Genomic DNA, 26,773 nt, shown 5'->3' on the forward strand with positions numbered 1-26,773 from the left:
TGTTCAAATTTTACCATTTTTCTATTTTTTCAATTAAAATTCAGCAATCCAGAACACAATCATGTGTTCCAGGAACACAGAAAAAAGACCCCGCAAGCGGGGCCTGAATAAGAGAGAGATAATTTATCCTAGTTTTTCACGCAGCGGACTCGAGCTTTCTCTAGTGGATGATCATCTTGTGGCCAAGCACCGCTGCCAATATAGATTGGAATTTGGTTCAATTTTGTGTTGAAGTTACGATATCTTTGATCAAGATCACAAGCCCACATTTCATTATTTTCAACACAGTATTGGTACAAAGCCATCCATAATTCCTGCGTATTCTCGCCAGCAAAAGATTCATGTGCGTACGTGTGATAATAGAGTCTCAAGTACTCCTTATCCATCGGTTCAAGATTGAAATCGAACCTATTATGGAAAACGCCAGCTGTACTCTTTGCAAAGTCGGATTTTCCGCCCGTTCTCCATGTTTCGTCAAGCAGATTTTCAAGTCCACCCACATAAGTAATCAAGTCCGCCCAATCCCTAACATTGGCCACATGCCAACCAACAGGGCAAATTCCTTGATGTAAAGAATCAATCAAACTTTCATCAAGAGGTCGGTTCATATATTCATCATCAATTTGCATGGCAGTCGTCCAGCTATACAACCCCGAAGTTGTTTCATACTTAAGGTCTTCTGCCATCCACTCATAGTTTTTCCCATTAAACACAAAACTTACCGTTTTATATTTTTTGCCGTCTCGCAGATCGACCATAGTCCCCGATTCATGATCGATTCTCATTGTAAGCGAATCTATTTGTTCTTTTGTCTTTATTTCCCAGCTATAACCATCACAAAGAAGGTAGCCTGAATCCAAAGGTGCCATCTGTTCCAAATTAGGATTATACCGTACAATAGGCCTTTCGAATTTTCTGACTTCGCCCCAAAGGTCTTCGGTACACTGTTCAACACCCATATAGTTTAAAAACAAGAACTTACCAAAGTCGTATTTTTTTTTCTTCATCGTAAGGATTTCAAACGAACCAGGGTCCACGCTATCCTTCGCTCTCATATTTTCTTCACTGTAGAATTCTGCAGCGACATGTTCTCTAGCCTGATCATAAGCCTGTCTTGCCAAGTGCTGCATAATGGTATCGCTCAACACACCATCATCGGCAAAGTCATCGGCAATTCCATCAATAAATATCTGGAGATTCGGACAATTGACGCGATCGGGATTTGTCCAATGTTCCCATTCTTCATCGGAATTCAATTCGCCCTCCCACGGGTCCCACAATTCTCGTGTATCAACAAACAGACTGAGATTATAGAGAGTCCTATCCCCTTCTGTCGTGTTGAAAATATTCAAGTCTTCCGCCAACGGAGCCTCCATATCTACCCCGAACGCCGCAAAAACTTCCGTCATCGCCTGTTTTTTAGCCTCGGCAAACGACTTGCCGGACTTAAACAAATTCAACACTCTCTTGTATTCAAAATGAGTCAAAAGATTGATGTTTGAAGTATTGCGATTCGCCAAATCAGAGACCGCATCTAGGCGCATTTGACATTCCGAAAGCGGATTGTCATCGTATTCATGCGTATAGTAACCTTCAGCAGAAAGAAGTACATATTGACTTTCCAGATTAATGCTGTCAATTGCAAATTCGCCCTTGTCGCCAGTAATCGTAGTATAGTATTCCTTGCCCGTGGGTATAAGGTTCCCTTCCGCCGATGTTTCACGGAGTACGACGTTGGAACCCTTTACAAGTGGACCCTTCTGCGCCACGCCGGCAATCTGCTTATCCGTAATCGCGATAACACCCGCATCACCCGAAGCGCCGCCTACAAAATCTTTGTCACCGGAACCGGAACAGGCGACAACAAAGCCCAACAAAATGGCAAAAGCCATCGTAAAGACCAAGCATTCCCCACAAAATTTATAAACATCCCTTTTCATTTTTGTCCTCCTTACTAGATACACACTTCTTCCCCGTCCCCAAGCGTTCGCTCATCGGGAACAATTGCACGTTCAAACGGTAGACCTGTTCCGTTTCGTCGTCTTCGGTAGCGATCGCCACGACGCGCCGGTAGTAATCTTCCGTTTCCTTTTTTATCCGCTCGAAAGCACGTGACGTAAGGCCCAGCGTATACCCCGACATGACACGCTCGGAAAGCGGCAGATTAAGCGACTGGATGGCAAATTCCCCCATCTGGCGTTGCAGATCGCGAGCCGCCAACGGCACGGCCTCCACAGGAGCCATTTTAATCGCCTTGTCGGTCTGATGGTAGTTCCCGTTCCTGTCCTTCTTCAAAAGCTTCGCCTTCACCAAGAAGTCAAGCGTCTCGGAAACTTCCGCCGCCGTAATCTTCGGCTTGCAAGCCTTCGCTATCTCGAGCGGCTTTGCGCCGGGCATGTGCGGAGCCAATTCGCGGATTACCGAATTTTTCCACGACTTGAAGTAGTCAAACTCCTCGTCACCGAGCACATGGACCTTGTGCGCTTTCGCCAAAGCACAGCGTTCTTCGAATGCGGCCCTTTTCGCCTTGTCGCTTTTTGCATGGGCATACGAGACCATCAGCACAAAGTAAGCCTGCTCATAGCCGGCAAGCCCCATGGCATTCGCGACAGAACCTGCGGAGCCGATACTCAGGTTCTTCTTCCCTTCGCAAACGTACTTTAAGAACACTGCCGACGAGAAGCCTGCATTCCGGGCAAATTCCTGCCACGAAAATGCCGAGCAGCGCTTGCGTTCATCGTAGTAGTCCTGGATGTACTTGCGATAATCTGTATATTCAACAATTTCCTTCATGAGTATGAATATACCCTATTTTTTTAAGTTAGGACATAAAATTTGCGTTTTTGAGCAGATTTTACCACTTTTCGCTAAATTTGAAAAAATTCAGCAATTTAGAACATGACACGCATGTTCTGAGAACATGAGAGAGTGGGTACACGAAAAAGGCCCCGCAAGCGGGGCCTAAAAGAGAGAGTTATACAAATTATCCTAGTCTTTCACGCAACGGAGACCCAAAAGTATATCCCCATCGTTGAGACCTAATATTGGCAACCTTATATCTCGAATTGACGATACATAAACTCCAAAGCTATCACGAGAGTCATCGGACGGGTTATCACCAGGCTCAATAGTATAATTACTGTAGAAAGAGGTATGATACACAGCTTTCTGTTCCGGATTGGGATACTGGGGATAACGCATCAGTTCTAGCATTTCGAGATCATCCTTTATGGCGTCAGCCATTTGGTCCCACTCCTGATTATTGGGTACGTGCCAACCGTCAGGGCATATACCTTGGACATTCTCATTGAGGTTTATCGGCTTTTTAAGACGAACCTCAGAGCTATTAAACTCGCACTTTTCTCCAGCGGAAAGCCCAAAAATCTGGCAAATCGTATACCCTCTACCGATCCCAGGGCTATAACTTGTCATCCCTTTAGAATACATTTCACCTCGGTTGTTTCCCCAGCGAGAAACAGTATCATCACCATTCTTAGTGTCGTATTCCAAAAGGCTTGCCATCCAGGTAGCCGTATCGCCATTCTTTAATTCAACATCTAAAGTCTTGTAAACCATACCATCTCTTTCATCGACAAAAGAGCCATATTTTCCCGTGGTGTCAACAGGAGGGTCCCCTTCGTCTCTTTCTCCATCATAACCCATCCATACGCCGTCACGGCAAATAACTCGTTCCTTTTCTTCAAAATGGGTCGTTCTTCTGACCTCGTCTTGAGTGTTACAGTGCCCCCATACAGAATCCCAAGGAGAAGCGAATTGCTTGAGAAACTTTTTAAAATCGGGAACTTCGGCGACTTCAACCCATTCTTTTACATACCTGGCAACGGTATCGCGGCCATCATTATCGTAAGTGTAGTAATCGTAGACGGGTTCAAGCCCGACTTTGGCATTGTCAAAAACGCCATCGTGATAATCCATGGACACAAGGTCTTTTGTCCGGCGAATCAAGACAGTGTCATCCCAGGTTCCATCCTTTTCCAAATCCAGGGAAATCTCGGCCAAAGTACTTGCTACTTCGCCCATATCTTTACCCGTAAGCATAATCATGGAGACTGCCAAAAGTTTAGCATCGCCTTCGGTATTGTTGAGAATATCGAGCTGATCAAAGGCTTCCGTCTCCTCTGAAAAACCAAAAGCGGCCATCACTTCTTTTTCGGCTTGTTTTTTCGCTTCGCCAACAGTTTTACCCTGCTTGACCAGATAGCGAATTCGGTCAAAAGACAGATGCGTCAGAACGTTGATGTTGACATGGTCTAGGTCCCGCAAGTCGACAAGACTATTCAACGAAATCGTTTGTTCAGAAGGAAAACCGCTCAACTCGCTGGTAAAGTAGCCGTTGGCATTGAGCCATGCATAACGATCGTCCAAATCAATGTTTTTCAAGGAGTATTCACCGCGGTCGTTATCGATTTCCGTGGAGAAATGTGCCCCCGTTTGCTGCAGTTTTTCATCCATCCCATAAAGGGTCACTTTGGTTCCTTTTGTAAAAGGCCCCTTTTGCGACTTCCCGGAAATAGTTCTTCCAGAGGCCGAACTTTCAGAACCCGATTCAAACTGGCTGCACGCCGTGAAAAAAGTTCCTGCGACAAGTAACGTGAAAATGGCAAGGTTTTTTTTAGACATAATTCCTCCTTATTTTCCCATCCATTCGTATATACACTTAAAGAAATCATCATCTCCATGCAGTTCTACAGAACCTCTCAATCCAGGCAGTTCGCCTGAAGTAGAAAAGACCCGTGCAAGATCGTCAATACCTGCTTGAACACCACTGCAATCGTTATTGGTCTCATAAGCGCAAATAGAACCGCAATATTCACCGAACATACATTCATCGAAATGCGCACTAATTTGTTCCAGCGCCTTGTCTGTTTTTCCGTCATTGGCAATATCCAGATTCTCAAAATCATCTGCAAGGTTTTCATAGCCAAACTCTTGCATCCATTCTTCACGAGCCTGCTTTTTTGCCTCGGCAAACGATTTCCCGTTTTTAACGAGGTAAAGAGCGCGATCGTATTCAAGATGCGTAAGGATATTGATGTTTATCTGGTCTCGATCTCGGATGTCGGACAGAGCCCTTAAGCTAATCTGGCATACCGTGTTCTCGCCCGTCGTTTCTCTTTTATAATAACCTGTCGCCTTCAGCCGGACAAACTGGCTTTCCAAATTGATGCCATCTATTTGGAAATCCCCCTTGTCGGTGCGAGTCGTGGCAAAGAATTCCTTGCCCGTAGGCTTAAGGCTACCATCCGCCGACGTTTCCGCGAGGACAATATTCGAACCCTTTACAAAAGGGCCCTTCTGCGCCACGCCGGCAATCTGCTTGTTCGTAATCGCAACAATGCCTTCCGCCTCTTCGCTCGTGCCGGAAACCTTTTCACTATCAGAACAGGCACCGAACAGAACTCCCAATACAAGGGCCAGCAAAATTCCTGTTTTCGCTCTCCACGGCTTGCCCGGACGGAAAGCATTTCTGGTTTCATCAAAACAATTCATCATTTTTCTTCTCCTTTACCCGCTGTTACTGTTTTCAAATTTTCTGTCAACGGGAAAAGTTGCATGTTCAAACGGCAAACCTTTTCCACGTTTTTATCCGCCGAGACAATCGACACGATGCGCTTGCGGCATTCCGTGAGTTCCACGACAACCTTTTCGTAGCTTTCGGCAGTCATGCCCATGGTAATTCCACTAAAATGACGTTCCGAAATCGGCAACTTGTCAAGTGCCTCAAGCGCAAACTCGCCCATCTGGCGCAGCAGCGAATGTATCGCCACAACCACCACGTTCAGGCGGCCCGTACTTAGCGAACGATTCGTCTGGTGGTAATTGCCCTTGATATCCCTTTCCAGCAAGCCGGACTTGAGAAGGAAGCGAAGGCTGTCGCTCACGTCGGCAGCAGAAATCGCGGGCCTGCAAACCTTGGCAATCTCATGCGGCTTCGCCCCCGGCATAGCAACCGCAAGTTCACGCACCACGGAATGTTTCCATGTTTCGTAGAAAGTGTACAAGTCGCTCCCGAGGATTTTGACATGGTGCGCTGCACTCAGCGCCTGCATTTCTTCGAAGCACTTTTTCTTTTCCCGATCCGTTTTCGCACTTTCGTAGCGAACCATCAAGACAAAATAGTCGTACTCGAAGCCCAGCAAACCCATGGCAGAAGCCGTCTTTTTCGCCCCTTCCTCACGAAGCCGGGTCTTACCATCGCAAACAAGCTTCAAGTACGACCCCGAGGCAAACCCCGCAAGCCTCGCAAACTCGCGCCAAGTAAATGCAGAACTACGCTTGCGTTCGCTGTAGTAGTCCAGAATATACTGGCGATAATCTTTGTATTCAGTAACCGTTTTCATCATGACAATAAGATAGATTATCCCTTTTGGGGATGCAACATTTTCTAAAAAACAAAAATGGCGATTTTAAGCAAATTTCGCACATTATTTATTTAAATAAAATATTTTTTGCATTCTATAAAACAAAAATACAAAACTATAAAACAAAAGAGCCCTCGGCGCAGAGCCGAAGGGCTTCCCTAGATTTCAACAAGCTATTTATTTCACGGAAACACGTTGCATTCCGTTGCCGATGCGGACAAAGTACGTGCCCGCCTGGCCTACTGGGATGGCAAAGTTCGCGCCAGTGACAGGCCCACGGCGGAGTACACGGCCCTGCATATCGAGAAGGGCATAGGTGTCACCAAGTGCAGCATCGACGGCGCCAAACACCTGTATATTGCGACCGACAACTTCCACGCTAAACTGCGGAACAACAGTAACCATCGGCAAAGCATCCTTGCCCTTCTTGCTGGAACTGCTGGACTTACGCGAAGAGCTACTGGACTTGCCCGAAGAACTCAACTTTGCACTATTCGAAGACTTGACGCTGCTCGAGGATTTCGATTTGGAACTGGAGGATTTCGCAACTGACGAACTCGAAGTGGCTTCCGGATCCTTCACGACGATTTTCACCTCTGCCGTATCGTTATTCTCGTAGCCTTCGGCAACGACCTTCACGTTGTATTCGCCACTCGCATTTTCGCTCACGGCACCTTTAACGGTGATAGTTTTTGCCTTTGTGTCCCTCTCAGCGACAAGTGTCCCTTCGGGGTAATTTAATCCCAGAGCGTTCATTGCCAGTTCGTACTTGAACACGATGGGCTCAATCGAATCGCCAGCGTTTACGGTCTGCGTGGTTTTGCCGCTGGCATGTTCCATTTTCGTTTCGCCGGGTTTGTGTTTGATTACGAGCTTTACGAATGCCGTGTCGTTGTTGTCGAGGCCTTTTGCGCATATACTCATGACAAGTGTCGAGTCACCGAAATCTTCTGGAATGGCACCCTGCAACAAGATCATTTTTGCCTCTGGGTCATTATAGGGATCTAAAGTCTTCGGGATGTCCTTAAAGTGCAAGTCGGTAATGTTTTCGTATTTGAGCGTGACGGGCTTGATGCTGTCGCCAGCAACAACAACCTGCGAATCATTTTTGAGTATCTTAATGTCTGTAACGACGGGAATATGTTCCACTTCAAGTTCGAAGTTATAGACAACAGAATCCCGTTCTGTCAAATAAACGGCCAAAGCAAACTTGTATTTTTCGTCTTTATGAGAGTCTTCGACAGCCCCTTCAATCGTGATTGTCTTGGAATTAGTGTCTTTTTGGACTATCAGGCCCGACGGCAAATTATCGATGCGATAACTGTGAAACTGCTGGTAGTCGAACACAATCGGCTCGATGGAATCCCCAGCCATAACGTTCTGCTTCAAGCTTCCGTCAGAAAGTACAAACGCATCCTTTAACGAGAGGACCGTAATATAAAACATGGAAACGCTGGTTCCATTTATCGTATCCGTTGCAAGAATCTCTATCAGGTATTTGCCGGGGTCCGTGTCAGTAGCGACAGTCCCCGAAACAGTGGCAAGCGATTTTTCGACCCAATCGTCGTACTCAAACACACCGGTGAGCGAATCCAAAAGCGTGTATTCTACAACATGAGCCCCTTCAACCACAAAAACAACGGGTTCTATGGTATCGCCAGGAAATACCGTCTGCTGAGTACTTCCCATACGCAAGTTCATTTTGGGTTGGGGTTTATCTGTTTGACCCATGGCAGCCGTAGCCATCAGCAACAACGAAATCAATACAATCAGTCTTTTCATGCATACTCCACACACACAACTACCATATTCCCTGTGGCAAGCAAATTTAGAAAAAAAGGAGCCCCCGGCGTATTGCCGAGGGCATTCCTTTGCAAGGGGATCCCGCCTTCGCGGGTCTGTGATGGCCACGCCCTTGCGGGCTCGCCATGACACAGTCTAGACTACGAGAGTCTGGAAATCATGTAACCGGCGCAGACTGCGGTACCAATCACGCCAGCCACGTTCGGGCCCATGGCGTGCATCAGCAAGAAGTTCTGCGGGTCATACTTGGCACCTTCCACCTGCGAAACACGTGCGGCCATCGGCACGGCGGACACGCCAGCAGAACCGATGAGCGGGTTCACGGGGTTCTTCGGAGAGCACCAGTTCATGATCTTCGCAAGGAAGAGGCCGGCTGCGGTCGAGAAACCGAAGGCGACAACGCCCATGGCGATAATCATGAGGGTCTGCGGTTTGAGGAAGATGTCGGCAGACATCGTGAGGCCTACGGACGTGCCGAGGAAGATGGTCACGATGTTCATGAGTTCGTTGGAAGAGGTCTTCACGAGACGTTCCACGACACCGGCTTCCTTGAAGATGTTACCGAGCATGAGCATGATGATAAGAGCAGAAGCATCGGGCACCACGAGGATGCACACGATCATCACCATCACGGCAAACACGATGCGTTCGGCCTTCGACACCTTGCGGAGAGCCTTCATGCGGATCTTGCGTTCCTTGTCGTTGGTCATGAGGCGCATGATAGGCGGCTGGATCAGCGGAACGAGGGCCATGTAAGTGTAGGCCGCGACCGCGATGGGGCCAATCAAGTGCTTGGCAAGTTTGTTTGCAGTGAAGATGGAGGTCGGACCGTCGGCACCACCAATGATACCGATGGAGGCCGCTTCACCGAGAGTAAAGCCACCGAAAGCCACAGCGCAGAACATGGTCGCGAACACGCCGAACTGAGCGCCACCGCCGAGGAGCAGTGTACGCGGGTTAGCGATAAGCGGTCCGAAGTCCGTCATGGCACCCACGCCCAAGAAGATGATGGGCGGGAAGAGTTCCAGGTGGATACCCTGGCTGATGTAGTAATAGAGGCCGGCCGTCGGGGTAAACATACCTTCGATGCTCCAGCCGCCATCGTAGAATCCCGCACTCGGGATGTTCACCGCCAATGCGCCGAGCGAAATCGGCAAGAGCAGCAGCGGCTCATACTTTTTGACAATCGCCAAGTACATCAAGACGAAACTCACGACCCACATAATCACCATCGAAGGGGTGACGTATGCGAACCCGGTATCGCTTGCGAACTCGACGACCGATTGCAAGAGTGAACTCATTTATCTGTACCTCTTAGGCGATGGTCATCATGGTCTGACCGTCAACGACGGTGTCGGTTTCCTTGACGGAGATGGAGGTAACGGAACCTGCGCACGGAGCGACCACCGGGTTTTCCATCTTGAGGGCTTCGATGATAGCCACTTCCTGGTTGGCTTCGACCTTGTCGCCAACCTTGACCTTCAGTTTGAACACGGAGCCAGCGAGCGGGCTCTTGACTTCGATACCACCAGCAACAGCAGGAGCTGCGGCAGGAGCGGCAGCGGGGGCGGCAACCGGAGCAGCAGGAGCTGCGGCAACGGCAGAATCAAGAACTTCTACTTCGACGTCGTAGGTCTTGCCTTCGAAACTGATACGGACTGTTTTCTTCATTTTGATTTTTCCTGGCTTTAAGCCTGTTAAGTTTTAAAAGTTTACCTTACTTGACAATCGTCCAAGCAGGGGAGTTAATGTTTCTGTAGGCGGTCACGCGGCAGGGCTGACCAATGGCCTGGGTCGCAGCGGCGGTCACCAGGGCAAGGAACTGTTCGTTGCTCATGCCGGGGTGTTCTTCCAGGGCGGCGACGGCGGCAATGCCGAGGAAGGCCTGGAGCTGCTTGTTGGTGAAGCCCGGGTGTACGCTCTTCGCGTTCGGATCCCAGTCACAGTGGGCGGGGCCGATAGTCACGGGCGCGACAGCGGCAGGTGCCGGAGCAGCCTTGACCGCGGGGGCAGGAGCCTTGTCCTTGTTGAGGCCGAGCTTCGCCATGATGAAGTTCATGAGGTAACAGAGCACCGTGAGGCCAATGATGACGCACATCACCACGATAAGGCCGGTCGCCTGGAATTCAACCAGGGAGCCGATGCCGAACGTGTCAGAGTCGCCCTTGCAGCCCTGTTCGGTGGAATACTGGCCCTTGCAGTAGGTGGACCCGAGTTTCGCCTTCGCGATGGGGAGCACCTTGTGGCCAGCGGCGTTCTCGATAGAATCGCGAACATCGCGGGCAAGGACAGCCTGTTCGTATGTCTTGTAAAGGACCGAATGGTTACCGCTGTGGGTTTCCACAATCTTGTAAACCATCGAATCATCCATGCCCGGCATGGAAAGCTGCGCCTGGACCTGGGCGGCATCGGAGGGGAGCATGAGCCCGAGCTGTTCGTCGAACTTGCCCTTCACCTTTGCTTCAGGTTGCGGAGCAACGAGAGCCGGCTGCTGCACGTCCGCTTCCTGGACTGCGGCGGGAGCCACTTCCTGGGATTCGGGTGCATTGTTCTGTGTTTCGTTCATATTGGATTCAATCCATTCTTATGGGTTTCTGTTTTGTAAAAATCAGCGCGGGGAAATATAGAATTTTAGTAGGAAGCAGGAGGTAGGAAGTAGGAAGTGATGGGTGGTTATCGGGAGTTGGATAGACATAAAAAGGGCGCGCATTTTCTGCGCGCCCCAAATGTTAACATTCCTAAACAAAGCCTTATTCAATGATGGTCATTTTACCTTCATCGAGGCCCTTGACCGCATAGAACACCTTGGTTCCGTCCGGTTTCAGGACCACCGCGATACCGGCAAGATAGTTCAGCCAGTGGTCTTCTGGAGACTCATAGTACCTCAAGTCAATTCGCCCTTCGGAAACATAGGACACAAGAGGAATGAGCATAATGTCGTGCGTGATGAACACGCCGATTGTCTTTCCGGAATTTTCCAGCGCCGGGATAATATGATCTTCAAGCAATTCAGAGCTTCTGGTCTTCAAATCGTAGAACGCATCGTCGTAGCCGCCTTCGAACGCCCATCTCGTCGTGACGCCCCTGCCATCATCATTTTCGTTGTAAAGGGCCATGTAGTAGGACATCTGGTTCTTTACAAACCAACCCTCGTTCAGCACTTTTATAGTATCGCCAAGCGTATCGGCGTCACCACGCCCTATGGCAATATTATTGTACGTCTGGTGAGTACGGATATATTCCGAACCCGCATAATAGATTTCCGGGCCACCCACCAACTTGGCCCCGAGCTGTTGGGACTGAAGCCTTCCGTTATCCGTCAGCGGTGTTTCCTTGCTAATCGTGTTCACGCGTTCGGCATGGCGCAACATCACCACCAACTTTTCACCCTCGGCGAGTCGTGCAAAGACACTATCGACCGGGGTAAAGTCACTGACCGCAGATTGAGTGACAAGCTGGCTGTTAATGACCCCCATCTTCTCTTGTTCAGTCGCTAAACGCCAAAGGAGCGTTCCGTTGTCGCAGTAGAAATAACGATCTTCGCCATTAATGGAGGCCACCTTGAGTTCGCCCTTAGTCGAGTCGTTACATGCGCCCAAGTAATCCTCCGGCCCATGGACAACCACGCTATCCACGACATGGATACTGTCAATCACATTAATGCTATCCGTAATACGCAAGCTATCAATGATATTCAAACTGTCCACGATATAGATGCTATCAATGACGTTCAAGCGAGTCGTCACGCGAAGGCTATCAATATAGCGCACGACATCCTTATAGCGAACACTATCGATAATGTTCAAGCTATCGACAATACGCAGACTATCTTTAATACGCAAGCCGTCAAGGTAGCGCGTCACTTCCCTATACTGGACGCTATCGACGATATGCAGGCTATCAATAATACGCACACTATCTCTAATGCGCAAACTGTCCAGATAACGAGTAACTTCATTATAACGGACACTATCAATGATATTCAAGCTATCCTTAATACGTACACTATCTTTAATACGCAAACTATCGATATAACGGACGCTGTCTATCAGATTCACACTATCCCGAATCACGACCGAATCAGGGCCAGCAGAATCAGAAGCAACCGCATCCGTTTCTTCCACGTTTACGGAAACATTTGTACTGTCTTCGCAGGCAGCAAAGAAAAAGACAAGCAGGGCGCTTGTCCATAATTTTAGAGTGAGTGATTTCATTTTGTGCAGACTCCTTTTTACCAACACCATTTGTCAGCAAGTTTAAGTTGTACACAAAATATACTTTAGTTGTAATGTGAAGTCAATTTTTATCTACGCAGCTACACCACAGATAAGGTAAAATTTTTATTAACAATTTATTTGTAATACACAGGCTATAATCTGCATAGCCCGTGTAATTTACAAAATCCTACATCGTACCCGAATCAAGCCCCTTGACTGCATAGAACACCTTGGTTCCATCCGGCTTGATAACGACGGCAAAACCCGCAAGATAGTTCACCCAGCGATTTTTCGTAGACTCGTAATACTTCAAATCGATATTTCCATCGGAGACATACGCAATCAAAGGCAGGAGCATCACATCGTGCGAGACGAACACTCCTATCGACTTTCCGGATTTTTCCAATGCAGGAATGAGATGATCTTCGATCAATTCAGAGCTCCTTTCGGCCAAATCGTAGAATGCATTGGTATATCCTCCCTCGTACGCCCATCTGGAGAGAAACGCAAAGGCGCCCCCCGCCTGCCACTGGGCTGAATTGTAGGCATTCTGGTTCTTTATGAACCAGCCGTCATTCAACACAGACAAAGTATCAGCCAGCGTATCGGCATCGCCGTGACCCTTGGCAATGTTGTTGCACGTCTGATGGGTACGGATGAATTGCGAACCCGCATAATAGATTTCCGCGCCACTCTTCAATTTAGCACCAAGTTCATACGACTGGAGCTTTCCATTATCCGTAAGCGGGCCCGTCCTGGAATAATCGGAACCCCGTTCGGCATGGCGCACCATTATCACCACCTTTTCACCTTCGGCAAGCCCATTAACGATCGAGTCGAACGGAGTGAAATGCGTAACCGCGGATTGGGTCACAAAATAGCTGTCCAGGTCATGCCCGGCGGCAATGCGCCAGAAGAGCGTACTCTTGTCGCAAACGTAATAACGATTTTCGCCGTTGATGGTGACAGTCTTAACCTCGCCTGCATTGGCTCGGCCGCACACGCCCAAGTATTCCTCCGGGCCATGGAAAACGATGCTGTCCACGACACGGGTACTGTCTTTGTAAAGAATGCTGTCTATCAAATTCAGGCTATCCCGAATGTAGAGGCTGTCGATGATATTCAGGCTATCCCGAATACGGATGCTGTCGATTACGTTCAAGCTGTCACGAATACGGATACTGTCAATCACGTTCAAGCTATCCTTTATACGGATGCTGTCTATAACATGTATGCTATCTGTAATACGAATGCTATCTACAATATGAACACTGTCAATTACATTCAGGCTGTCAATGATATGGATGCTATCAACGACATGCAAACTGTCAACGATGTGGACGCTGTCAATGACATGCAAGCTGTCAACGATGTGGACGCTGTCAATGACATGCAGGCTGTCAATGATGTGGACGCTGTCAATGACATGCAGGCTATCAACGATACGGATGCTATCGATGATATTCAGGCTGTCGGTAATGCGCAAACTGTCAAGGAATCGCGTAACATCCTTATAACGAATGCTGTCGATGATATTCAAGCTGTCCGTGATGCGCAAGCTATCGACAAACCGAACAGCATCCTTATAGCGGACACTGTCGATGATATTCAAGCTGTCCGTAACACGCAGGCTATCGACGTAGCGGACGACATCCTTGTAACGAACGCTGTCGATGATGTTCAGGCTGTCCCGAATACGCAAGCTATCCGTAATGCGCAAGCTGTCCAAAAAGCGAGTCACCTTCTCGTAGCGGATGCTATCGATAATATTCACGCTATCGGTAATTCGAACGCTATCTATATAATTTACGCTGTCAATCCAGTTTATGCTATCACGGACAAGAACCGAATCAGCCGAAAGCTCATTTTCACCTTCCAGGCTAATTGCCGTGTCCTCGCAAGCAGTAAAAACAAGAGCGAACGAAGCGCTCAACAAGGCATTAAGGATTTTTGATTTCATTTGGCACATCTTTGTCGCTACCGCGACTAGGTAATTTTGTTTAAGTTGTGCGCAAATTTACTTTTTTCTTACAAAAATTTCAAGGCCTGTTTTACGTTTAGTTTAATTTACTTTATATTGACTACGATGAGATTCTTCCGGCATCCAGGCCCTTGACGGCGTAGAAAACACGGGATCCGTCCGGTTTCAGAACGATGGCAAAACCAGCAAGATAATTCAGCCATTTTTTGGAATCGTAATACTTGATGTCTATTTTCTTAGCCGAGATATACGCAACCAAAGGCATTATCAACAAATCATGCGTCGCAACGAACGCCACGTCCGTTCCAGCCCGCTCGGAAAATGGGATAGCCACCGAATCAATCCATTCGGAGCACCTCGGCTCAAAATCGTAAAACGCACTCGAATAGCTGTTCTCATAAGCCCACTTGGAAAGAACATACCAGCTACCTTTGCTGTTCTTTGCCGTATTGTAGGCATCAGTATCCTTCACATACCAGGATTCTCCCATATGGGAAAGCGTATCGACAGAGAGATCGACAAGGGTATCCACTCTTGCACGGCCTGCCGCGACATAGCGGCAAGTCTGCTGGGTGCGAATGGAACCCGAAGCTCCATAATGGTATTCTAGGTTGGAGGCCAGTTTTCCACCCAGTTCTTTTGCCTGCTGCACCCCGTTTGCATTCAAAGGTGTCCCAGATGCAGAATCAGTATTCCGCTCTGCATGGCGAATCACCACGACAAGTTTTTCGCCCTCTGCCAAAATGCCTGCAACCGAATCCAAACGGACAAACTTGGTCACCGCCGATTTTTGGACATAGTAGTTATTCACGTCGACATTGCTCGCCGCACGCCACATGACCGTTCCTTCGTCACATAAAAAATAGCGGAGTTCATCCTGAATAATAGCCGACTTGAGCGTTCCCTTGTTTTCTTGGCTGCATTTTCCCAGGAAATATTCCGGGTCCCGGACGGCAACACTGTCACGCACTTTCACGCTATCCACAACATGGACGCTGTCTCGCACCTTCACGCTGTCAATAATACGGACACTATCCTTCACGTTCACACTGTCGATGATACGGACGCTGTCCTTCACGTTCACGCTGTCGATAATGTGGACGCTATCCTTTACATCTACGCTGTCAACGATGCGGACGCTATCTTTCACGACAACACTGTCTTTGATGCGGACGCTGTCTTTCACGTCTACGCTGTCAATGATGCGAACGCTATCCTTCACGACAACGCTATCGATAATCCGGATACTATCGATCACGTTCACGCTATCATGAACGACGACCGAATCGCGCTCCCCCGCATCCGAACCTTTAGAATTTACAGAAGTTTCCGAATCATCACCGCAAGAATTAAGTAACGCCAGAATAGATAAACAGAACAGGATCTTGATTAATTTTCTCTTTCTCATTTTTGTTTTTGTTTAGGCTACAAGGTCATTGTTCCCGAGGCCAAGCCCTTGACAGGCACATAGCGAGCAATCCCATTCGAGTCCAGTATAATGGCAACACCTGCCAAATAGTTAATCCACTGCTTTGTATCAAAGTAACGCAGATTGACTTTCTTGCTCGTGGCATAAACCGCCAACGGGACAACCAACATGTCGTGGGAAATCCAAACACCAATGCGGTTGATATCGGCAAATCGCGGCATCACGACCGTATTTATGAATTCTTCGCCACGTTTATCCAAATCATAGAAAGCATCGCTATACTTGCCCTGGTAAGCATAAGCCGAAGTCACGACCCAGCCACCACCATCGGAGCTCTTATAGTTTTCCAGCCTTGAGTCGTCTTTCACGAACCAGGCGCCATCCAATTCCTCGATAGTGTTTTCGGTAAACGTCAACCCGGCACCCGTCGCAAAATTCTCCGCAGTTTCCTTGCTTCTCGTGTAAGTCGAGTTCGCAAAACTGATACTTTCGCCCTTCAACTTGGCGCCCACTGACTGCGACTGCTTCTTGCCGTTGTCGGTCAAGTGACCGGTTTTGCCGGTATCGTCGGTACGTTCCCCGTGGCGCAGGATGAAGATAACCTTCTCGCCAGGAGCAACCGTCGCAAGCACATCGGCGATATCCTCGAACGGGGTTACGTCGGCAGCGGTCGCTTCGCGCCAAATACGCTTGCTCTGTTCGTAAACGTAAGACTTGTCCGTATTTATTTTCCCGTTACGGATCTGGCCGGCGTAGGTCCCGGGCCCAAAGCCCACCGTATCTTTTTCAATGTCGGTGGCCACGCGCCAAGACTTGAGCGTATTGTCACAGATGAAGCGAATCTTGGGGCTATCCGGATGGTCGTAGTACGGAGCGAAATAAGCACTGAGGCTCGTGTTCACGTTCTTGACCTGGCCCGCCGTATAGGAATTGCAGGTCTCAAAGCCGTAAACCTTAGACCAGAAATTGCGCAAATGCTTTTCGAAATCGGGAGCGTCGCCCCTGCCCCACGAGGCAAAGACCTGGCGAATCTTATCGTAGCCGCCACTTGCATCCAACTCCATGAGCCAGTCCGCCAAGTCCGCACGGGCGTTGTTGTCGTCCCAGTTGCCATTGCCCTTGATGCGTTCGGCAATACCGTTGGCATAGCTTACCATCTCGTGACCGGAGCCCTTGCGCTGCATCATGATTGAAATCGCAAGCAAGGCCGCACTATACTCATCGCCACCAAAAAGGTTCACCTCGTCTGCCGTGACCGAAGAGCCCGAAGCCGTAGTGGTATGAGTGTGGCCACCACCCCAGCTACCGCCACCATTATTTCCACCGCCGCCAAAGAACCAACCGCCGTTGTTGCCCCCGCCACTGCTTCCACTACCGCCACCGAGATCGATGTTGAACGCAGAGAGCACATCCTTGAGCGCCTGCGCCTTCATGCTCCGGATAGGCTGGTTGAACCCGGAATTTTCGACGAGTTTCATGAGGCGCGGAGATTCCAGGTGAGTCAGCATGTTGACGTTCACAGAATCACGTTCGGTCAAATCAGTCACAGAATGGAGCGTGACCATCGACGTCGAGAGCCCGCCCGAAAGTTCGTTACGGAAATACCCGTTCACCTCGACGCGCACATACGGGGAGACCAGGTTCACTCCCGGGAACGCATAGCTGCCGTCACCCGAGGCAATGCAGGTTTCGTGCGTCCGCCTAGAATCGGCCATGCGCTTTGCGCTGTCCAGTTCAATAATCTTGACCGAAGCCCCATAGCGGAACGGCCCCTTCTGAGCGGCACCCGCAACCGGGACAGCCACCCTGCGGTACGTCCCCGCAAGTGCCGGGTCTTCGACTTCGGCAGCGTCACTCGCCGTAAACGGATCCACCGTCAAATTGCCATCTGCGCAAGTCGCCTTCACAATACCGATTACAGAAGTCCGCCATTCACCATTGATGCAGAAATACAAGTCGCTGGCTTCGTCGACCAAGAAGGTTTCGCCCTCGTTTTGCGCGGTGCAAGGCGGAAGTTCCTTTTTTGTGCTCACGACGCTTGTATCGACGACTATGGTTTCAAGGTCAGGAGGGTTCACACCCGAATGGTTGACAGAATCCACCTTATTCTGATTTTCCCAAGGATTTTTGGAATCCGACGAGCCCTTCTTAGAACTGCTTGAGTACCCTTGCCTGTGACTGTGATGCCCCGTACGGGTCGAATCTGCATCTTTACTTTCTGAAAATTCCTCTTCCTCCGGAGAGTACGACTTGTCGTCTCCACACGAAATTGCCAACAAGGCAATAAGGAATAAGGAACATAATTTCTTCATAGTAACATAGATATAGATTATTTTCTTCTATTATCCAAATCCTATTGACTGATTTTTAGCTTACCATCCCTGGAAATAGCCAGATTTTAGCCCTTTAAAGGCTACATAGCGACGATTTCCGGATTTATCCCAGATAATAGCGATTCCGGCAAGGTAATTAATCCACGTTCCGCCGTCTTTCACGTTCATGTTAATATTCAAATCTGAGCAGTAGGCGACAAACGGAACCATCAGCTTGTCATGCGAACTGAGCATGATGAACCTTTCGGGGACCGTATCGTATTTGGCGAGCAAAACATCTTCGATCAATTCGGCGGAGCGGTCCTTCAAGTTGTAGTATGCGACCGTTTCTGCGCCATCGGTGTAGGCGCCGTTGTACACATAAAGGCCGATTGCCTCCCAGCCACCACCGGAAGCATTTTCCACCTTGTTCACCGTATCACGGTTGACCATGTACCAGTCGTCGTTCAACTCGGGGAAAGTATCAGCAATCGTCGTATCCTGGCCACGCCCGAGAGCAATCGAAATAACCGTCTGCTGCGCACGGTAGAACTCGGAAGCCCCGAGACGGAAATCCTCTTTATGTTTCTTTAGCTTGGCTCCGACTTCCTTGGATTCCTGAACCCCCTTACTGGTCAAGGGCCCTTCCCTACTCACAATGTCCTTGTCGCGTTCACCATGGCGGAGCAGGAAAATCACCTTCTCGTCGTCCTTGATTCCATCATAGACTTTCTGAATATCGACAAAGTCGGTAATGGCGGACTTCTTGACAAAGTAGGCGTCACGTTCGGCACGGGAAGACACCACACGCCAACTGCTACTGGCCGCATTGTAGGTGTAGACAATTCCTGCATTGACAAGGCCCTGGCGAGTTTCGCCATCCTGGCCGGCACCAAACCCGTAAGTGTCCTTTTCCTTGTCCGTCGCTTCGCGCCAGGCTCCCGAACTCTCGTCGCACACGAAGCGATCCATCGTGACCGATACATCGGAATCGTCCGCAGCATAATACTTGCTGAACTTATTTTTCGCATGGACGACAGCGCCATAGCTTTCGGCAGCGCAGGCTTCTATCCCCAATTCTGCCAGGTAGAAGGCCCTGATGTACTTTTCAAAACCAGGTACAGAGGCAAGCCCAATTTTTTCCACATTCTTATGGACGGTCTCGAATTCATCGTTGACATCCACGCCAAACGCCCAGTCTGCAATTTTAGCACGGGCAGAGGAATCCTTCCAAGAACCATCCGCGAAGTCAGCGGCCACCTTCCACAAGTTCGCAGCAGTATCGTTTGCAACAGCCTGCATCATGATCGTCACGGCCAAGAGAGCGGCACCCGCTTCGCCAGCAGCAAACGACGTCACCGAATCAACCGAGCCCAAACCGGCCTTGTCGAAATGGAACGCCTTCCAGACGGCGTCAGACGCCTTTTGGGAAGCCTTCCCCACAGTCGTCGATTCGGACGACTTCAAAAGGTGTTGCATGTAAACGGACTTGAGATACGTAAGGACGTTGACATTGGCTTCGCCGCCCTTTCCCTGAGCATTCACGAGTGCATACAAGGTGTCTTTCATCGTTATCGAGCCGCCATGCACCAAGTCGGTGACCTTGCCGAAAACACTCGCACGCGCATAAGGAGGGAGGAACGTCACGTTTGCAGCCGAATAGGCCCCATCTTTCGCAGAAATCGTTGCAGGGAAACTGCTCCCGGTCTTCTTGAAACTCTCATCCAGGACTTCCACAACAACGGAACTCCTAGAATCGAAGATGCCATAGCCGAACGAGCCCGTGACCATGACATTTTCCAATTTCGAAGGATCCTTATCGTCTGTGTTGGACGGATCCGTCTGCACGACTTCGGAAGTATCGTGGCGTTGCGTAGAATCGCCAACAGTCGAATTCTGATTCAAGGAATCTGTAGACGTCGCCGTGTCCTGATGCGAGACAAAAGAACCCTGGCCAAGGGAATCCGTCTTCGCCGGTTCTACAGAAGAACTGTCCAAAACCTTGGCCCAGCCATCGGCCCCACAAATATACTGGACGCCATCCAAAGAATCGACAGCCCCAACGCTCGTGGAATCGCACAGGCGCATCTCGTACTTCGAATCGGAGCCACTAGTACTGTCATCACCACACGACACAAAGAAACACAATGTACAAACACCGTACACTGCAAGACCCAAGGCCTTCAATCCCATGAGTTTACCCATGCAATACTTTGACATATCGTATCCTTGCCGATAAAGCCAACAGAGCATCCCAAAAACCAAGCCTTGGACCGGTTCAGTCAAAAGCTCGCTAAAAAATAATTTTTTTGTAACAAGAATTCAAGCCGGGCGACAGCCTATAAGGGCAGCCCAAACCACTTTTAAAGCATTTTCCCCGTTTCCAAGAACCGGTTATGCATCTCAAAGGCCCGGGACAGGGCAAGCGGGAGGTGAACCCCCTTGGCATGCTTCAGGCCGAACTCCAATACATCGGTCAGCTCGTCGCGGAAATCGGGATGGGCGCAGTTCCTGATAATCAGGCGAGCGCGTTCCTCGGCGGGCAACCCACGCAAGTCAGCCAAGCCCTGCTCGGTCACGAAAATCATCGTGTCGTGCTCGGTATGGTCCACGTGGCTCACGTAAGGGACCACGGAACTGATAGCGCCGTTCTTCGCGACCGAAGGTGTGAGGAAAAAGCCGAGTGCGCAGTTCCTAGCGAAATCCGCCGAGCCGCCAATGCCGTTCATCATGGCAGAACCGCAGACCAGCGAACTGTTCACGTTGCCGAAGATGTCCATCTCAAGCGCAGTGTTCATAGAGATAACCCCAAGACGGCGGATAACGTCGGGGCTGTTGCTCACCTCCTGCTGGCGCAGGATAAAATGCTTTTTCCACTCAGCGCTGTTTTCCACGAATTCCTTCTGGGCCGACTGCGAAAGCGTAAGCGCCGTTCCCGAAGCAATTCCAAGTTTACCGCGTTTGAGGAGCGGCAGGCAGGCTTCCTGGATAACCTCGGTAAAAAGGTCAATCTGGCCCAAGCGATCGTCTTCGGCCATGGCGCAAAGCACGGCATTCGCCACCTTGCCGACACCACTCTGGTAGGCCATGCCTTTGGGCAGGCGCCCGCGGGATTCCTCGAAGCGGATAAAGTCCAGAATGCGCTCGCCGATATTTTTTGAAACTTCGTCAGGTTCCACGAAAGGAGTCACTTCGTCAAGACAGTCCTGTTCGACAATGGCGACCACCTTGTTCGTATCAATCTGCACAAATTCGCTCCCGACGCGGTCTCCAGCCGAATAAATCGGGAGGGGCTTTGCGTGGGGCGGCAGCTCGGGCAAAGCGCTGTCGTGCATGCCGATGCAGCTGTCGCCCAGGCGGGTATTCAATTCCAGGATAATCTTTTGGGCCATTTCGAGGTAGCACACGGAATTGCCACCCGATGTCGAAAGGCAGACGCGGCCATCCGGCAAAATGGCGGATACTTCGATAATGGCAACCGTCGGTGCAGGAACGGCCCCGGTACGAACAAGATAGCCCATCTTGCCGAGATGTGCATCGATATAGTGGATACTGCCGTCGTTTATCGCCTTGCGGAGGCTCGGATTGCTTTGGTAAGGCATGCGGAGGCTTACGGCATTGGCACGGGCGAGGGCGCCGTCACAGCTGTCGCCAGTAGAGGCTCCCGAAAAAAGCGTAACCTTGAAATCCTCACCGGCCTCGTGCAGCCGGGTGGCGCGTTCGGCAAGGGCGGCAGGGACAGCCTTGGGATACCCCGCGAGCGTAAAGCCGGACAAGCCCAAAACATCCCCGTTATTTATCATTCCTGCAGCTATTTCGGCACTGCATTTCCTTGAAGTAATCCAGTCCATGGCGTAAAAGATAAATAAAAGTGGTTGGTGGTTAGTGATTAGTGGTTAGTGATTGGTGGTTAGTGATTAGTGATTGGTGGTTACCAATCACTGTTTACTGTTTACTAATCACTGTTTACTGTTTACTAACCACTGTTCACTGTTTACTATTTACTATCTTCCCCCTCGTGCTTCATTTTATCAAATACAATATCATCGGCATTCTAAATACCCTCATCACGCTCATCGTGGTCTGGATTCTCCACCAAATTCTTGACTGGAACCTGGAACTCTCCAACTTTCTCGGCTTTGTCGCGGGGGGATTGAACAGCTACCTCTGTAACCGCATCTGGAACTTCAAGAGCACGAACAAGAAGCGGACCGAAGTCATTCGCTTTGCCATCGTCTTCCTGTGTTCGTACTCGATAAACCTGCTCGTGCTCGAAGGTTGCGTCTACCTGTTCTCACACGTTTCCTGGTGCATGAGCATCAGCAATTTCATGTCGCGATTCATGAAACCCGGTTACCTCGCCAATATCATCGCGAACGTCGTGTACGTGATCGTGAGCTTCATGCTCTACAAGAAATGGGTCTTTAAAAAGTAATTACAGTTCCACCAGAATGCCGGCTTGCAGATAAACGTATCCCCTGCCGCGTTCTTCGAGGAACTGGTAACCGCCCATCAACAAAATCGAAGAATAATCTCCGTTCTTGATATCGAAGCCACCGCCGGCACGCCATATCATCTGGTGGTCGTCACCAAAAGCATAGCCGATATCACCTGTTACCACAGGCAAAGTCTGCCCCCCTATCGGCAAACGGACCCATGCCGATGCCATCACGGGGATATAGCCAACGTTGTCCAACTCGTTGTAGCCACTGCCGATACCAAAGAAAACCATCTGGTCGATAGGGAACCAAATATGCCCGAATACATTCAGGTTGAACGACGTAATGTCGCTCACCGCATTCACGATGCCGCCCTGGACATCCATGGTAAACGCGTTCGCCCTAGGCGCAGCAAACGTCAAGGCACAGACAAACAGGATTGCAAGCAAGCGTTTCATATCGGCTCCTATGCGTCGTCGTCTCCACGGGCCTCACGAGCCCATCCGCCACTCTTTTCCCGCGTGAACGAAAGGAAAAACCCTTTCAGCATGGCCACATTCATCATCAGGAAATAATAAGCGTGGGGCACCATCCGGGATACGCCCACAATGACACAGAAAACCGTCACGCCAAAGAACACCTGGTAGAACAGTCCCTTCGGCAACAAGATTGCATTACACAGAGCCAGCAAAACAAAAATATGGGGAGAGAACCAGCGCACCACCTTGTGGCAGAAGAACAAATACGCACGCAACGGGCGGAACGGGTTCAAAAGCGGGAGGTAAGAAAGCAAGTAGTTGAAGTTGGCTCGGCCAATACGAACCTTGCGTCGGTACTCACCGGAGGATTCCTTCGATGTCTGCTCCGTACCGATGGCACTGCCCACAAACGTGCTGTAGTAACCCTTCTGCAGAATTTTCGTCGTGATGTAGAAGTCATCCATGACGCTCTTCTTTACCGGAAGTTCCGTATAAAGTTCCCTACGGATGGCATAAAGAGCGCCGTTACCGCCTATCAGCAAATCCAAGGCGCCCTCGAATTTTTTCATCTCAGATTCCAAATCCCAGTAAGAACTCTCGCCCTTGCCCAAGACACTTCCGCTACGGTCAGAAAGTATCAAGTGGCCGCAGACGCAGCCCATCTTCTTGTCGATAAAGGGGCCAACCAGTTTACGCACCGCATTGGGGAAAAACATCGTATTCGCATCGCAGAATACAAGGATATCGCCGGTAGCGTGCTTGTGTAACCGGTTCAGCATGGCGGCCTTGCCCGCATTCTTGGGAGCCTTCACCAAAGTGATTCCTCGATCCGCATAACTCGCGACAATTTCTGCAGTCCTGTCGGCAGAACCATCGTCGCCGATGAGCACCTGCAACTTGTCTTTGGGATAATCGATGGAGAGGATGTTGTGAATCTTGCGTTCGATGACGCCTTCTTCGTTATAGGCCGAAATCAATATGGAAACCGTCGGCAAGAAGGCTTGCCCTGACGGTTGCGGCTTGTGCCTGCGCTTGAAAATCTCGCTGACGAACGGGAGCGTTATCGGAAACAGCGCATAACAAAGCACCAGGAGGGCCAGAGAAACCCAAAAGCCAACCAGCGCAACGAAGTAGACCTGTTCCATTACCGAGCTATCCATTCTTTCTCTTTTATCAAAATTTGATTCAGCAAAACAATCATGTCATCGACATCCAGCGACTGCGTGAGGGTCAAGATACTCATGCCTTTCGGAGCGACCAACACGTAAGACGGGACTGCGGACAAATTCCATACATCAAAATAGCATCGTTCTGCAATTTTGGCCTGACCATCGCACATAATTGTGTCTTGCGACTCGGCATTCAACTTCACAGGGATGAATCTGGAATTCAAAAGTGTCGCCACGTCAGGGTCGGAATACACGTTTTTGTCCATGATGTGGCAGGGAATGCACCAGTCGGCATAGACCGAAACGAACACAAGTTTCGATTCCTTCACGGCCTTTTTCAGCCCATCCGTATAAGAAAGCCAATGGACCTCCTTGTCTTTTTTCAAGGGTGCCGCAAAGGCGCAACAGGCAGCCAGGAGCAACAAAAGGGCTAGCCTCATTTTTTCTTTCCCTTCTTTCCCAGCGGCTCAAGCGGATTGCCGAGCAAAGAGTCTATGTTACGAACTACAGCCTGTTGGAAGGGAATCCACCGACTATCGTCTTCAAGGATTCTGTCGATAGCCGCCTTGTAAGACTCCAACGTGTAGCCGTATTTTTCAATAATTTCTTTGCGAGCGAGGCGAGACTCCGGAGTATCGGTCCCGAGGGCCTGTTCCATGACGCGGATATCAACATACGTGGATACAAGCCTAGAATCTACCGAGGGGGGACCATTGTCACAAGCAGACAACACAAGCCCAAGCGCACAAAGGAGCAGCGCCAAGCAAGCCCGTCCTGCACTATCTCGCCCAAACCGCATCACGAGATTCCTTCTGCCTACTTCGACTCTTCGAGGGCGTTCTCGAAAAGGCCGTCTATATATTCACGCTTGTCAAATTCCACGAGCTGGTCGATCTGTTCGCCCATGCCCACCCAGCGGATAGGAATCTGGAGCGAACTCGTGATAGAAAGGACCGAACCGCCACGCGCCGTACCATCGAGCTTGGTCACGACAAGGCCGGTCAGCGGGAAGCTCTGGTTGAAAATCTTCGTCTGGTTTATGGTGTTCTGTCCGGTGTTTCCGTCAATCACGAGCCATATATCTTGCGGGAAATCCGGGTTCACCTTTTTCATCACGCGGACTATCTTCTTGAGTTCTTCCATCAGGTAGTCCTTGTTGTGGAGGCGGCCAGCCGTATCAACAATGAGGATGTCGCAGTCACGGGCCACGGCGGCCTGGCAGGCATCGTAGGCGACCGCAGCCGGGTCGCTGCCTTCCTGGTGCTTCACGAACTCGGCACCACTACGCTGAGCCCAAGTTTCCAACTGGTCGATCGCTGCGGCACGGAACGTATCGCAAGCGGCAATCATCACCTTCTTGCCCTCGTTTATCCAGCGGGCGGCGAGCTTACCGATGGTGGTCGTCTTGCCTGCACCGTTCACGCCGATGACAAGCACCACATGCGGTTTGCCCTTAAGTTCGAACGGCGGCGGGTCCTTGAGGAGGCGTTCGGCTTCGTCGCGCATAATGTCGAGCACCTGCTCTGTCGTCAGCGATTTGCCAAGCGCATTCTCGCGCAGTGCGTCGGTCAAAAGGAACGCGGCTTCTACGCCCACGTCCGCCTTGATCAAATGTTCTTCAAGTTCTTCCAAGGTGTCGTCGGTGATTTTACCGGCGCCGACAATACCCTTGAGTTCGCCCACCAAGGCGTCACGGGTCTTGGATAGCCCTTTCTTTATTGCAGAAAACAAGCCCATTAGATAAGACTCTCGACTTTGTCCACAAGACCGTAGGCCTTCGCCTCTTCTGCCGACATGAAGTTATCGCGTTCCGTATCCCGGTCAATTTCCTCGATGGTGTGTCCGGTCGTCTCGGCAAGAATCTTGCCCGTGATGCCGCGGATGCGCAGCATTTCTTCGGCCTGGATCTGGATGTCGCTAGCAGGCGCCACAATCTCGCCGTGGATGAGCGGCTGGTGAATCATGATGCGGGCGTTCGGCCATGCCACACGCTTGCCCTTTGCACCGGCGGTGAGGAGCACAGCGCCCATCGAAGCCGCCTGGCCACAGCAGACCGTCACCACGTCACTCTGGATGGCGTTCATGCAGTCGTAGATGGCAAGGCCAGAGGAAATCACGCCACCCGGGCTGTTAATGAAGAACACGATGTCTTCGTGGTTCAGCGAATCGAGGTACAGAAGCTGCTTTACGATGCGTTCGGCGCTCTCGTCATCGACACCGCCCCACAAAAAGATGCGGCGCTTGGAGGCGAGGAATTCTTCCGCCTTCTTCATCATCTCGGGAACCTGGTTTTCTTTCTTATCGTTGCAATCGGCCATAGTTAATCCTTTTTGTTCGGGTATAATGTAGAAAAATAGAGAGGGGAATATAGACGAGAGAACGCCGCTACGCGGCTACAGACGAGAGATGAGAGATAGTAGACAGTAGGAAGTAGACAGTAGGAAGTAGACAGTAGACAGTAGGCAGTGGTTAGTGGTTAGGAGAATCACAGCTCGAGCCTAAAAAGTTGTCATTCGCAGGCGCATGACTCGTCGGCTCAGCCATGCCGAAACGCAAGCGTT

22 protein-coding genes are annotated in these 26,773 nt (G+C 50.1%); 1 reads left to right on the forward strand and 21 read right to left on the reverse strand.

The window, feature by feature from the left end:
* Nucleotides 1-128: 128 nt before the first annotated feature.
* The 15 genes from Q0Y46_RS11725 to Q0Y46_RS11795 all read right to left on the reverse strand — a co-directional run bounded on the left by Q0Y46_RS11725 (nt 129) and on the right by Q0Y46_RS11795 (nt 21,976).
* Nucleotides 129-1,940, reverse strand: coding sequence for an FISUMP domain-containing protein (locus Q0Y46_RS11725; protein ID WP_297947577.1), 1,812 nt, complete (start codon nt 1,938-1,940; stop codon nt 129-131).
* A complete protein-coding gene (locus Q0Y46_RS11730; protein ID WP_297947579.1) occupies nt 1,921-2,793 on the reverse strand; it encodes a TIGR02147 family protein in 873 nt (290 codons plus the stop codon). Before Q0Y46_RS11730 ends, Q0Y46_RS11725 begins: the two co-directional genes overlap by 20 nt.
* A 195-nt stretch (nt 2,794-2,988) precedes the next feature.
* Nucleotides 2,989-4,641, reverse strand: a complete 1,653-nt coding sequence (locus tag Q0Y46_RS11735) for an FISUMP domain-containing protein (protein WP_297947581.1) — start codon at nt 4,639-4,641, stop codon at nt 2,989-2,991.
* 9 nt (nt 4,642-4,650) lie between these two features.
* On the reverse strand, nt 4,651-5,514 hold the full coding sequence (locus tag Q0Y46_RS11740) for a hypothetical protein (RefSeq protein ID WP_297947583.1): 864 nt from the start codon (nt 5,512-5,514) through the stop codon (nt 4,651-4,653).
* Nucleotides 5,511-6,365: a TIGR02147 family protein gene (locus Q0Y46_RS11745; protein WP_297947585.1), complete on the reverse strand. Its 855-nt coding sequence runs from the start codon at nt 6,363-6,365 to the stop codon at nt 5,511-5,513. Before Q0Y46_RS11745 ends, Q0Y46_RS11740 begins: the two co-directional genes overlap by 4 nt.
* Nucleotides 6,366-6,560: 195 nt before the next feature.
* Nucleotides 6,561-8,165, reverse strand: a complete 1,605-nt coding sequence (locus Q0Y46_RS11750; RefSeq protein ID WP_297947587.1) for a hypothetical protein — start codon at nt 8,163-8,165, stop codon at nt 6,561-6,563.
* A gap of 161 nt (nt 8,166-8,326) precedes the next feature.
* Nucleotides 8,327-9,487 carry a sodium ion-translocating decarboxylase subunit beta gene (locus tag Q0Y46_RS11755; RefSeq protein ID WP_290959271.1) on the reverse strand — a complete coding sequence of 387 codons (1,161 nt, stop codon included), beginning with the start codon at nt 9,485-9,487 and terminating at the stop codon, nt 8,327-8,329.
* A gap of 13 nt (nt 9,488-9,500) precedes the next feature.
* Complete coding sequence (locus tag Q0Y46_RS11760) at nt 9,501-9,857, reverse strand: biotin/lipoyl-containing protein (RefSeq protein ID WP_297947589.1); 357 nt, start codon at nt 9,855-9,857, stop codon at nt 9,501-9,503.
* Nucleotides 9,858-9,903: 46 nt separating this feature from the next.
* Entirely contained in the window at nt 9,904-10,752 is an 849-nt protein-coding gene (locus Q0Y46_RS11765) for an OadG family transporter subunit (RefSeq protein WP_295679827.1), read from the reverse strand.
* A 184-nt stretch (nt 10,753-10,936) separates the two neighbouring features.
* Nucleotides 10,937-12,400 carry a hypothetical protein gene (locus Q0Y46_RS11770; protein ID WP_297947591.1) on the reverse strand — a complete coding sequence of 488 codons (1,464 nt, stop codon included), beginning with the start codon at nt 12,398-12,400 and terminating at the stop codon, nt 10,937-10,939.
* Between the two features lie 190 nt (nt 12,401-12,590).
* Nucleotides 12,591-14,363, reverse strand: coding sequence for a histidine phosphatase family protein (locus Q0Y46_RS11775; RefSeq protein WP_297947593.1), 1,773 nt, complete (start codon nt 14,361-14,363; stop codon nt 12,591-12,593).
* Nucleotides 14,364-14,484: 121 nt separating this feature from the next.
* Nucleotides 14,485-15,792, reverse strand: a complete 1,308-nt coding sequence (locus Q0Y46_RS11780) for a histidine phosphatase family protein (protein WP_297947595.1) — start codon at nt 15,790-15,792, stop codon at nt 14,485-14,487.
* Nucleotides 15,793-15,809: 17 nt separating this feature from the next.
* Complete coding sequence (locus Q0Y46_RS11785; protein WP_297947596.1) at nt 15,810-18,125, reverse strand: histidine phosphatase family protein; 2,316 nt, start codon at nt 18,123-18,125, stop codon at nt 15,810-15,812.
* Nucleotides 18,126-18,185: 60 nt separating this feature from the next.
* The gene (locus tag Q0Y46_RS11790; protein WP_297947598.1) at nt 18,186-20,345 is read right to left on the reverse strand and encodes a phosphoglycerate mutase family protein; all 2,160 of its coding nucleotides are present in this window, start codon (nt 20,343-20,345) and stop codon (nt 18,186-18,188) included.
* A gap of 143 nt (nt 20,346-20,488) precedes the next feature.
* The gene (locus Q0Y46_RS11795; protein ID WP_297947599.1) at nt 20,489-21,976 is read right to left on the reverse strand and encodes an acetyl-CoA hydrolase/transferase C-terminal domain-containing protein; all 1,488 of its coding nucleotides are present in this window, start codon (nt 21,974-21,976) and stop codon (nt 20,489-20,491) included.
* Nucleotides 21,977-22,143: 167 nt separating this feature from the next.
* On the opposite strand from Q0Y46_RS11795, the gene Q0Y46_RS11800 reads away from it, so the two are divergent.
* Nucleotides 22,144-22,560 carry a GtrA family protein gene (locus Q0Y46_RS11800; protein ID WP_295679848.1) on the forward strand — a complete coding sequence of 139 codons (417 nt, stop codon included), beginning with the start codon at nt 22,144-22,146 and terminating at the stop codon, nt 22,558-22,560.
* On the opposite strand, the gene Q0Y46_RS11805 is transcribed toward Q0Y46_RS11800, so the two are convergent.
* The 6 genes from Q0Y46_RS11805 to Q0Y46_RS11830 are packed head-to-tail and all read right to left on the reverse strand — an operon-like array spanning nt 22,561 to nt 26,530.
* The gene (locus Q0Y46_RS11805) at nt 22,561-23,022 is read right to left on the reverse strand and encodes a hypothetical protein (RefSeq protein ID WP_295679850.1); all 462 of its coding nucleotides are present in this window, start codon (nt 23,020-23,022) and stop codon (nt 22,561-22,563) included.
* A gap of 8 nt (nt 23,023-23,030) precedes the next feature.
* The gene (locus tag Q0Y46_RS11810) at nt 23,031-24,203 is read right to left on the reverse strand and encodes a glycosyltransferase family 2 protein (RefSeq protein WP_297947600.1); all 1,173 of its coding nucleotides are present in this window, start codon (nt 24,201-24,203) and stop codon (nt 23,031-23,033) included.
* Nucleotides 24,188-24,652 (reverse strand): DUF255 domain-containing protein, encoded by a 465-nt coding sequence (locus tag Q0Y46_RS11815; protein ID WP_295679854.1) that lies wholly within the window; start codon nt 24,650-24,652, stop codon nt 24,188-24,190. Before Q0Y46_RS11815 ends, Q0Y46_RS11810 begins: the two co-directional genes overlap by 16 nt.
* The gene (locus Q0Y46_RS11820) at nt 24,649-25,011 is read right to left on the reverse strand and encodes a hypothetical protein (protein WP_295679856.1); all 363 of its coding nucleotides are present in this window, start codon (nt 25,009-25,011) and stop codon (nt 24,649-24,651) included. Before Q0Y46_RS11820 ends, Q0Y46_RS11815 begins: the two co-directional genes overlap by 4 nt.
* A 17-nt stretch (nt 25,012-25,028) precedes the next feature.
* Entirely contained in the window at nt 25,029-25,949 is a 921-nt protein-coding gene (gene ftsY, locus Q0Y46_RS11825) for a signal recognition particle-docking protein FtsY (protein ID WP_295679859.1), read from the reverse strand.
* Nucleotides 25,949-26,530: an ATP-dependent Clp protease proteolytic subunit gene (locus Q0Y46_RS11830; RefSeq protein WP_297947601.1), complete on the reverse strand. Its 582-nt coding sequence runs from the start codon at nt 26,528-26,530 to the stop codon at nt 25,949-25,951. Before Q0Y46_RS11830 ends, ftsY begins: the two co-directional genes overlap by 1 nt.
* Nucleotides 26,531-26,773 lie beyond the last annotated feature (243 nt).

Origin of the sequence: uncultured Fibrobacter sp. (assembly GCF_947305105.1) — a bacterium.
Classification (GTDB): Bacteria; Fibrobacterota; Fibrobacteria; order Fibrobacterales; family Fibrobacteraceae; genus Fibrobacter.

What these genes read in the sequence shown, in the direction of transcription:
- Q0Y46_RS11790 (WP_297947598.1), bottom strand. Translation starts at nt 20,345, where the DNA reads ATGTCAAAGTATTGCATGGGTAAACTCATGGGATTGAAGGCCTTGGGT.
- Q0Y46_RS11780 (WP_297947595.1), bottom strand. Translation starts at nt 15,792, where the DNA reads ATGAGAAAGAGAAAATTAATCAAGATCCTGTTCTGTTTATCTATTCTG.
- Q0Y46_RS11775 (WP_297947593.1), bottom strand. Translation starts at nt 14,363, where the DNA reads ATGAAATCAAAAATCCTTAATGCCTTGTTGAGCGCTTCGTTCGCTCTT.
- Q0Y46_RS11735 (WP_297947581.1), bottom strand. Translation starts at nt 4,641, where the DNA reads ATGTCTAAAAAAAACCTTGCCATTTTCACGTTACTTGTCGCAGGAACT.
- Q0Y46_RS11760 (WP_297947589.1), bottom strand. Translation starts at nt 9,857, where the DNA reads ATGAAGAAAACAGTCCGTATCAGTTTCGAAGGCAAGACCTACGACGTC.
- Q0Y46_RS11725 (WP_297947577.1), bottom strand. Translation starts at nt 1,940, where the DNA reads ATGAAAAGGGATGTTTATAAATTTTGTGGGGAATGCTTGGTCTTTACG.
- Q0Y46_RS11745 (WP_297947585.1), bottom strand. Translation starts at nt 6,365, where the DNA reads ATGATGAAAACGGTTACTGAATACAAAGATTATCGCCAGTATATTCTG.
- Q0Y46_RS11730 (WP_297947579.1), bottom strand. Translation starts at nt 2,793, where the DNA reads ATGAAGGAAATTGTTGAATATACAGATTATCGCAAGTACATCCAGGAC.
- Q0Y46_RS11805 (WP_295679850.1), bottom strand. Translation starts at nt 23,022, where the DNA reads ATGAAACGCTTGCTTGCAATCCTGTTTGTCTGTGCCTTGACGTTTGCT.
- Q0Y46_RS11740 (WP_297947583.1), bottom strand. Translation starts at nt 5,514, where the DNA reads ATGATGAATTGTTTTGATGAAACCAGAAATGCTTTCCGTCCGGGCAAG.
- Q0Y46_RS11770 (WP_297947591.1), bottom strand. Translation starts at nt 12,400, where the DNA reads ATGAAATCACTCACTCTAAAATTATGGACAAGCGCCCTGCTTGTCTTT.
- ftsY (WP_295679859.1), bottom strand. Translation starts at nt 25,949, where the DNA reads ATGGGCTTGTTTTCTGCAATAAAGAAAGGGCTATCCAAGACCCGTGAC.
- Q0Y46_RS11795 (WP_297947599.1), bottom strand. Translation starts at nt 21,976, where the DNA reads ATGGACTGGATTACTTCAAGGAAATGCAGTGCCGAAATAGCTGCAGGA.
- Q0Y46_RS11750 (WP_297947587.1), bottom strand. Translation starts at nt 8,165, where the DNA reads ATGAAAAGACTGATTGTATTGATTTCGTTGTTGCTGATGGCTACGGCT.
- Q0Y46_RS11765 (WP_295679827.1), bottom strand. Translation starts at nt 10,752, where the DNA reads ATGAACGAAACACAGAACAATGCACCCGAATCCCAGGAAGTGGCTCCC.
- Q0Y46_RS11830 (WP_297947601.1), bottom strand. Translation starts at nt 26,530, where the DNA reads ATGGCCGATTGCAACGATAAGAAAGAAAACCAGGTTCCCGAGATGATG.
- Q0Y46_RS11810 (WP_297947600.1), bottom strand. Translation starts at nt 24,203, where the DNA reads ATGGATAGCTCGGTAATGGAACAGGTCTACTTCGTTGCGCTGGTTGGC.
- Q0Y46_RS11755 (WP_290959271.1), bottom strand. Translation starts at nt 9,487, where the DNA reads ATGAGTTCACTCTTGCAATCGGTCGTCGAGTTCGCAAGCGATACCGGG.
- Q0Y46_RS11815 (WP_295679854.1), bottom strand. Translation starts at nt 24,652, where the DNA reads ATGAGGCTAGCCCTTTTGTTGCTCCTGGCTGCCTGTTGCGCCTTTGCG.
- Q0Y46_RS11785 (WP_297947596.1), bottom strand. Translation starts at nt 18,125, where the DNA reads ATGAAGAAATTATGTTCCTTATTCCTTATTGCCTTGTTGGCAATTTCG.
- Q0Y46_RS11820 (WP_295679856.1), bottom strand. Translation starts at nt 25,011, where the DNA reads ATGCGGTTTGGGCGAGATAGTGCAGGACGGGCTTGCTTGGCGCTGCTC.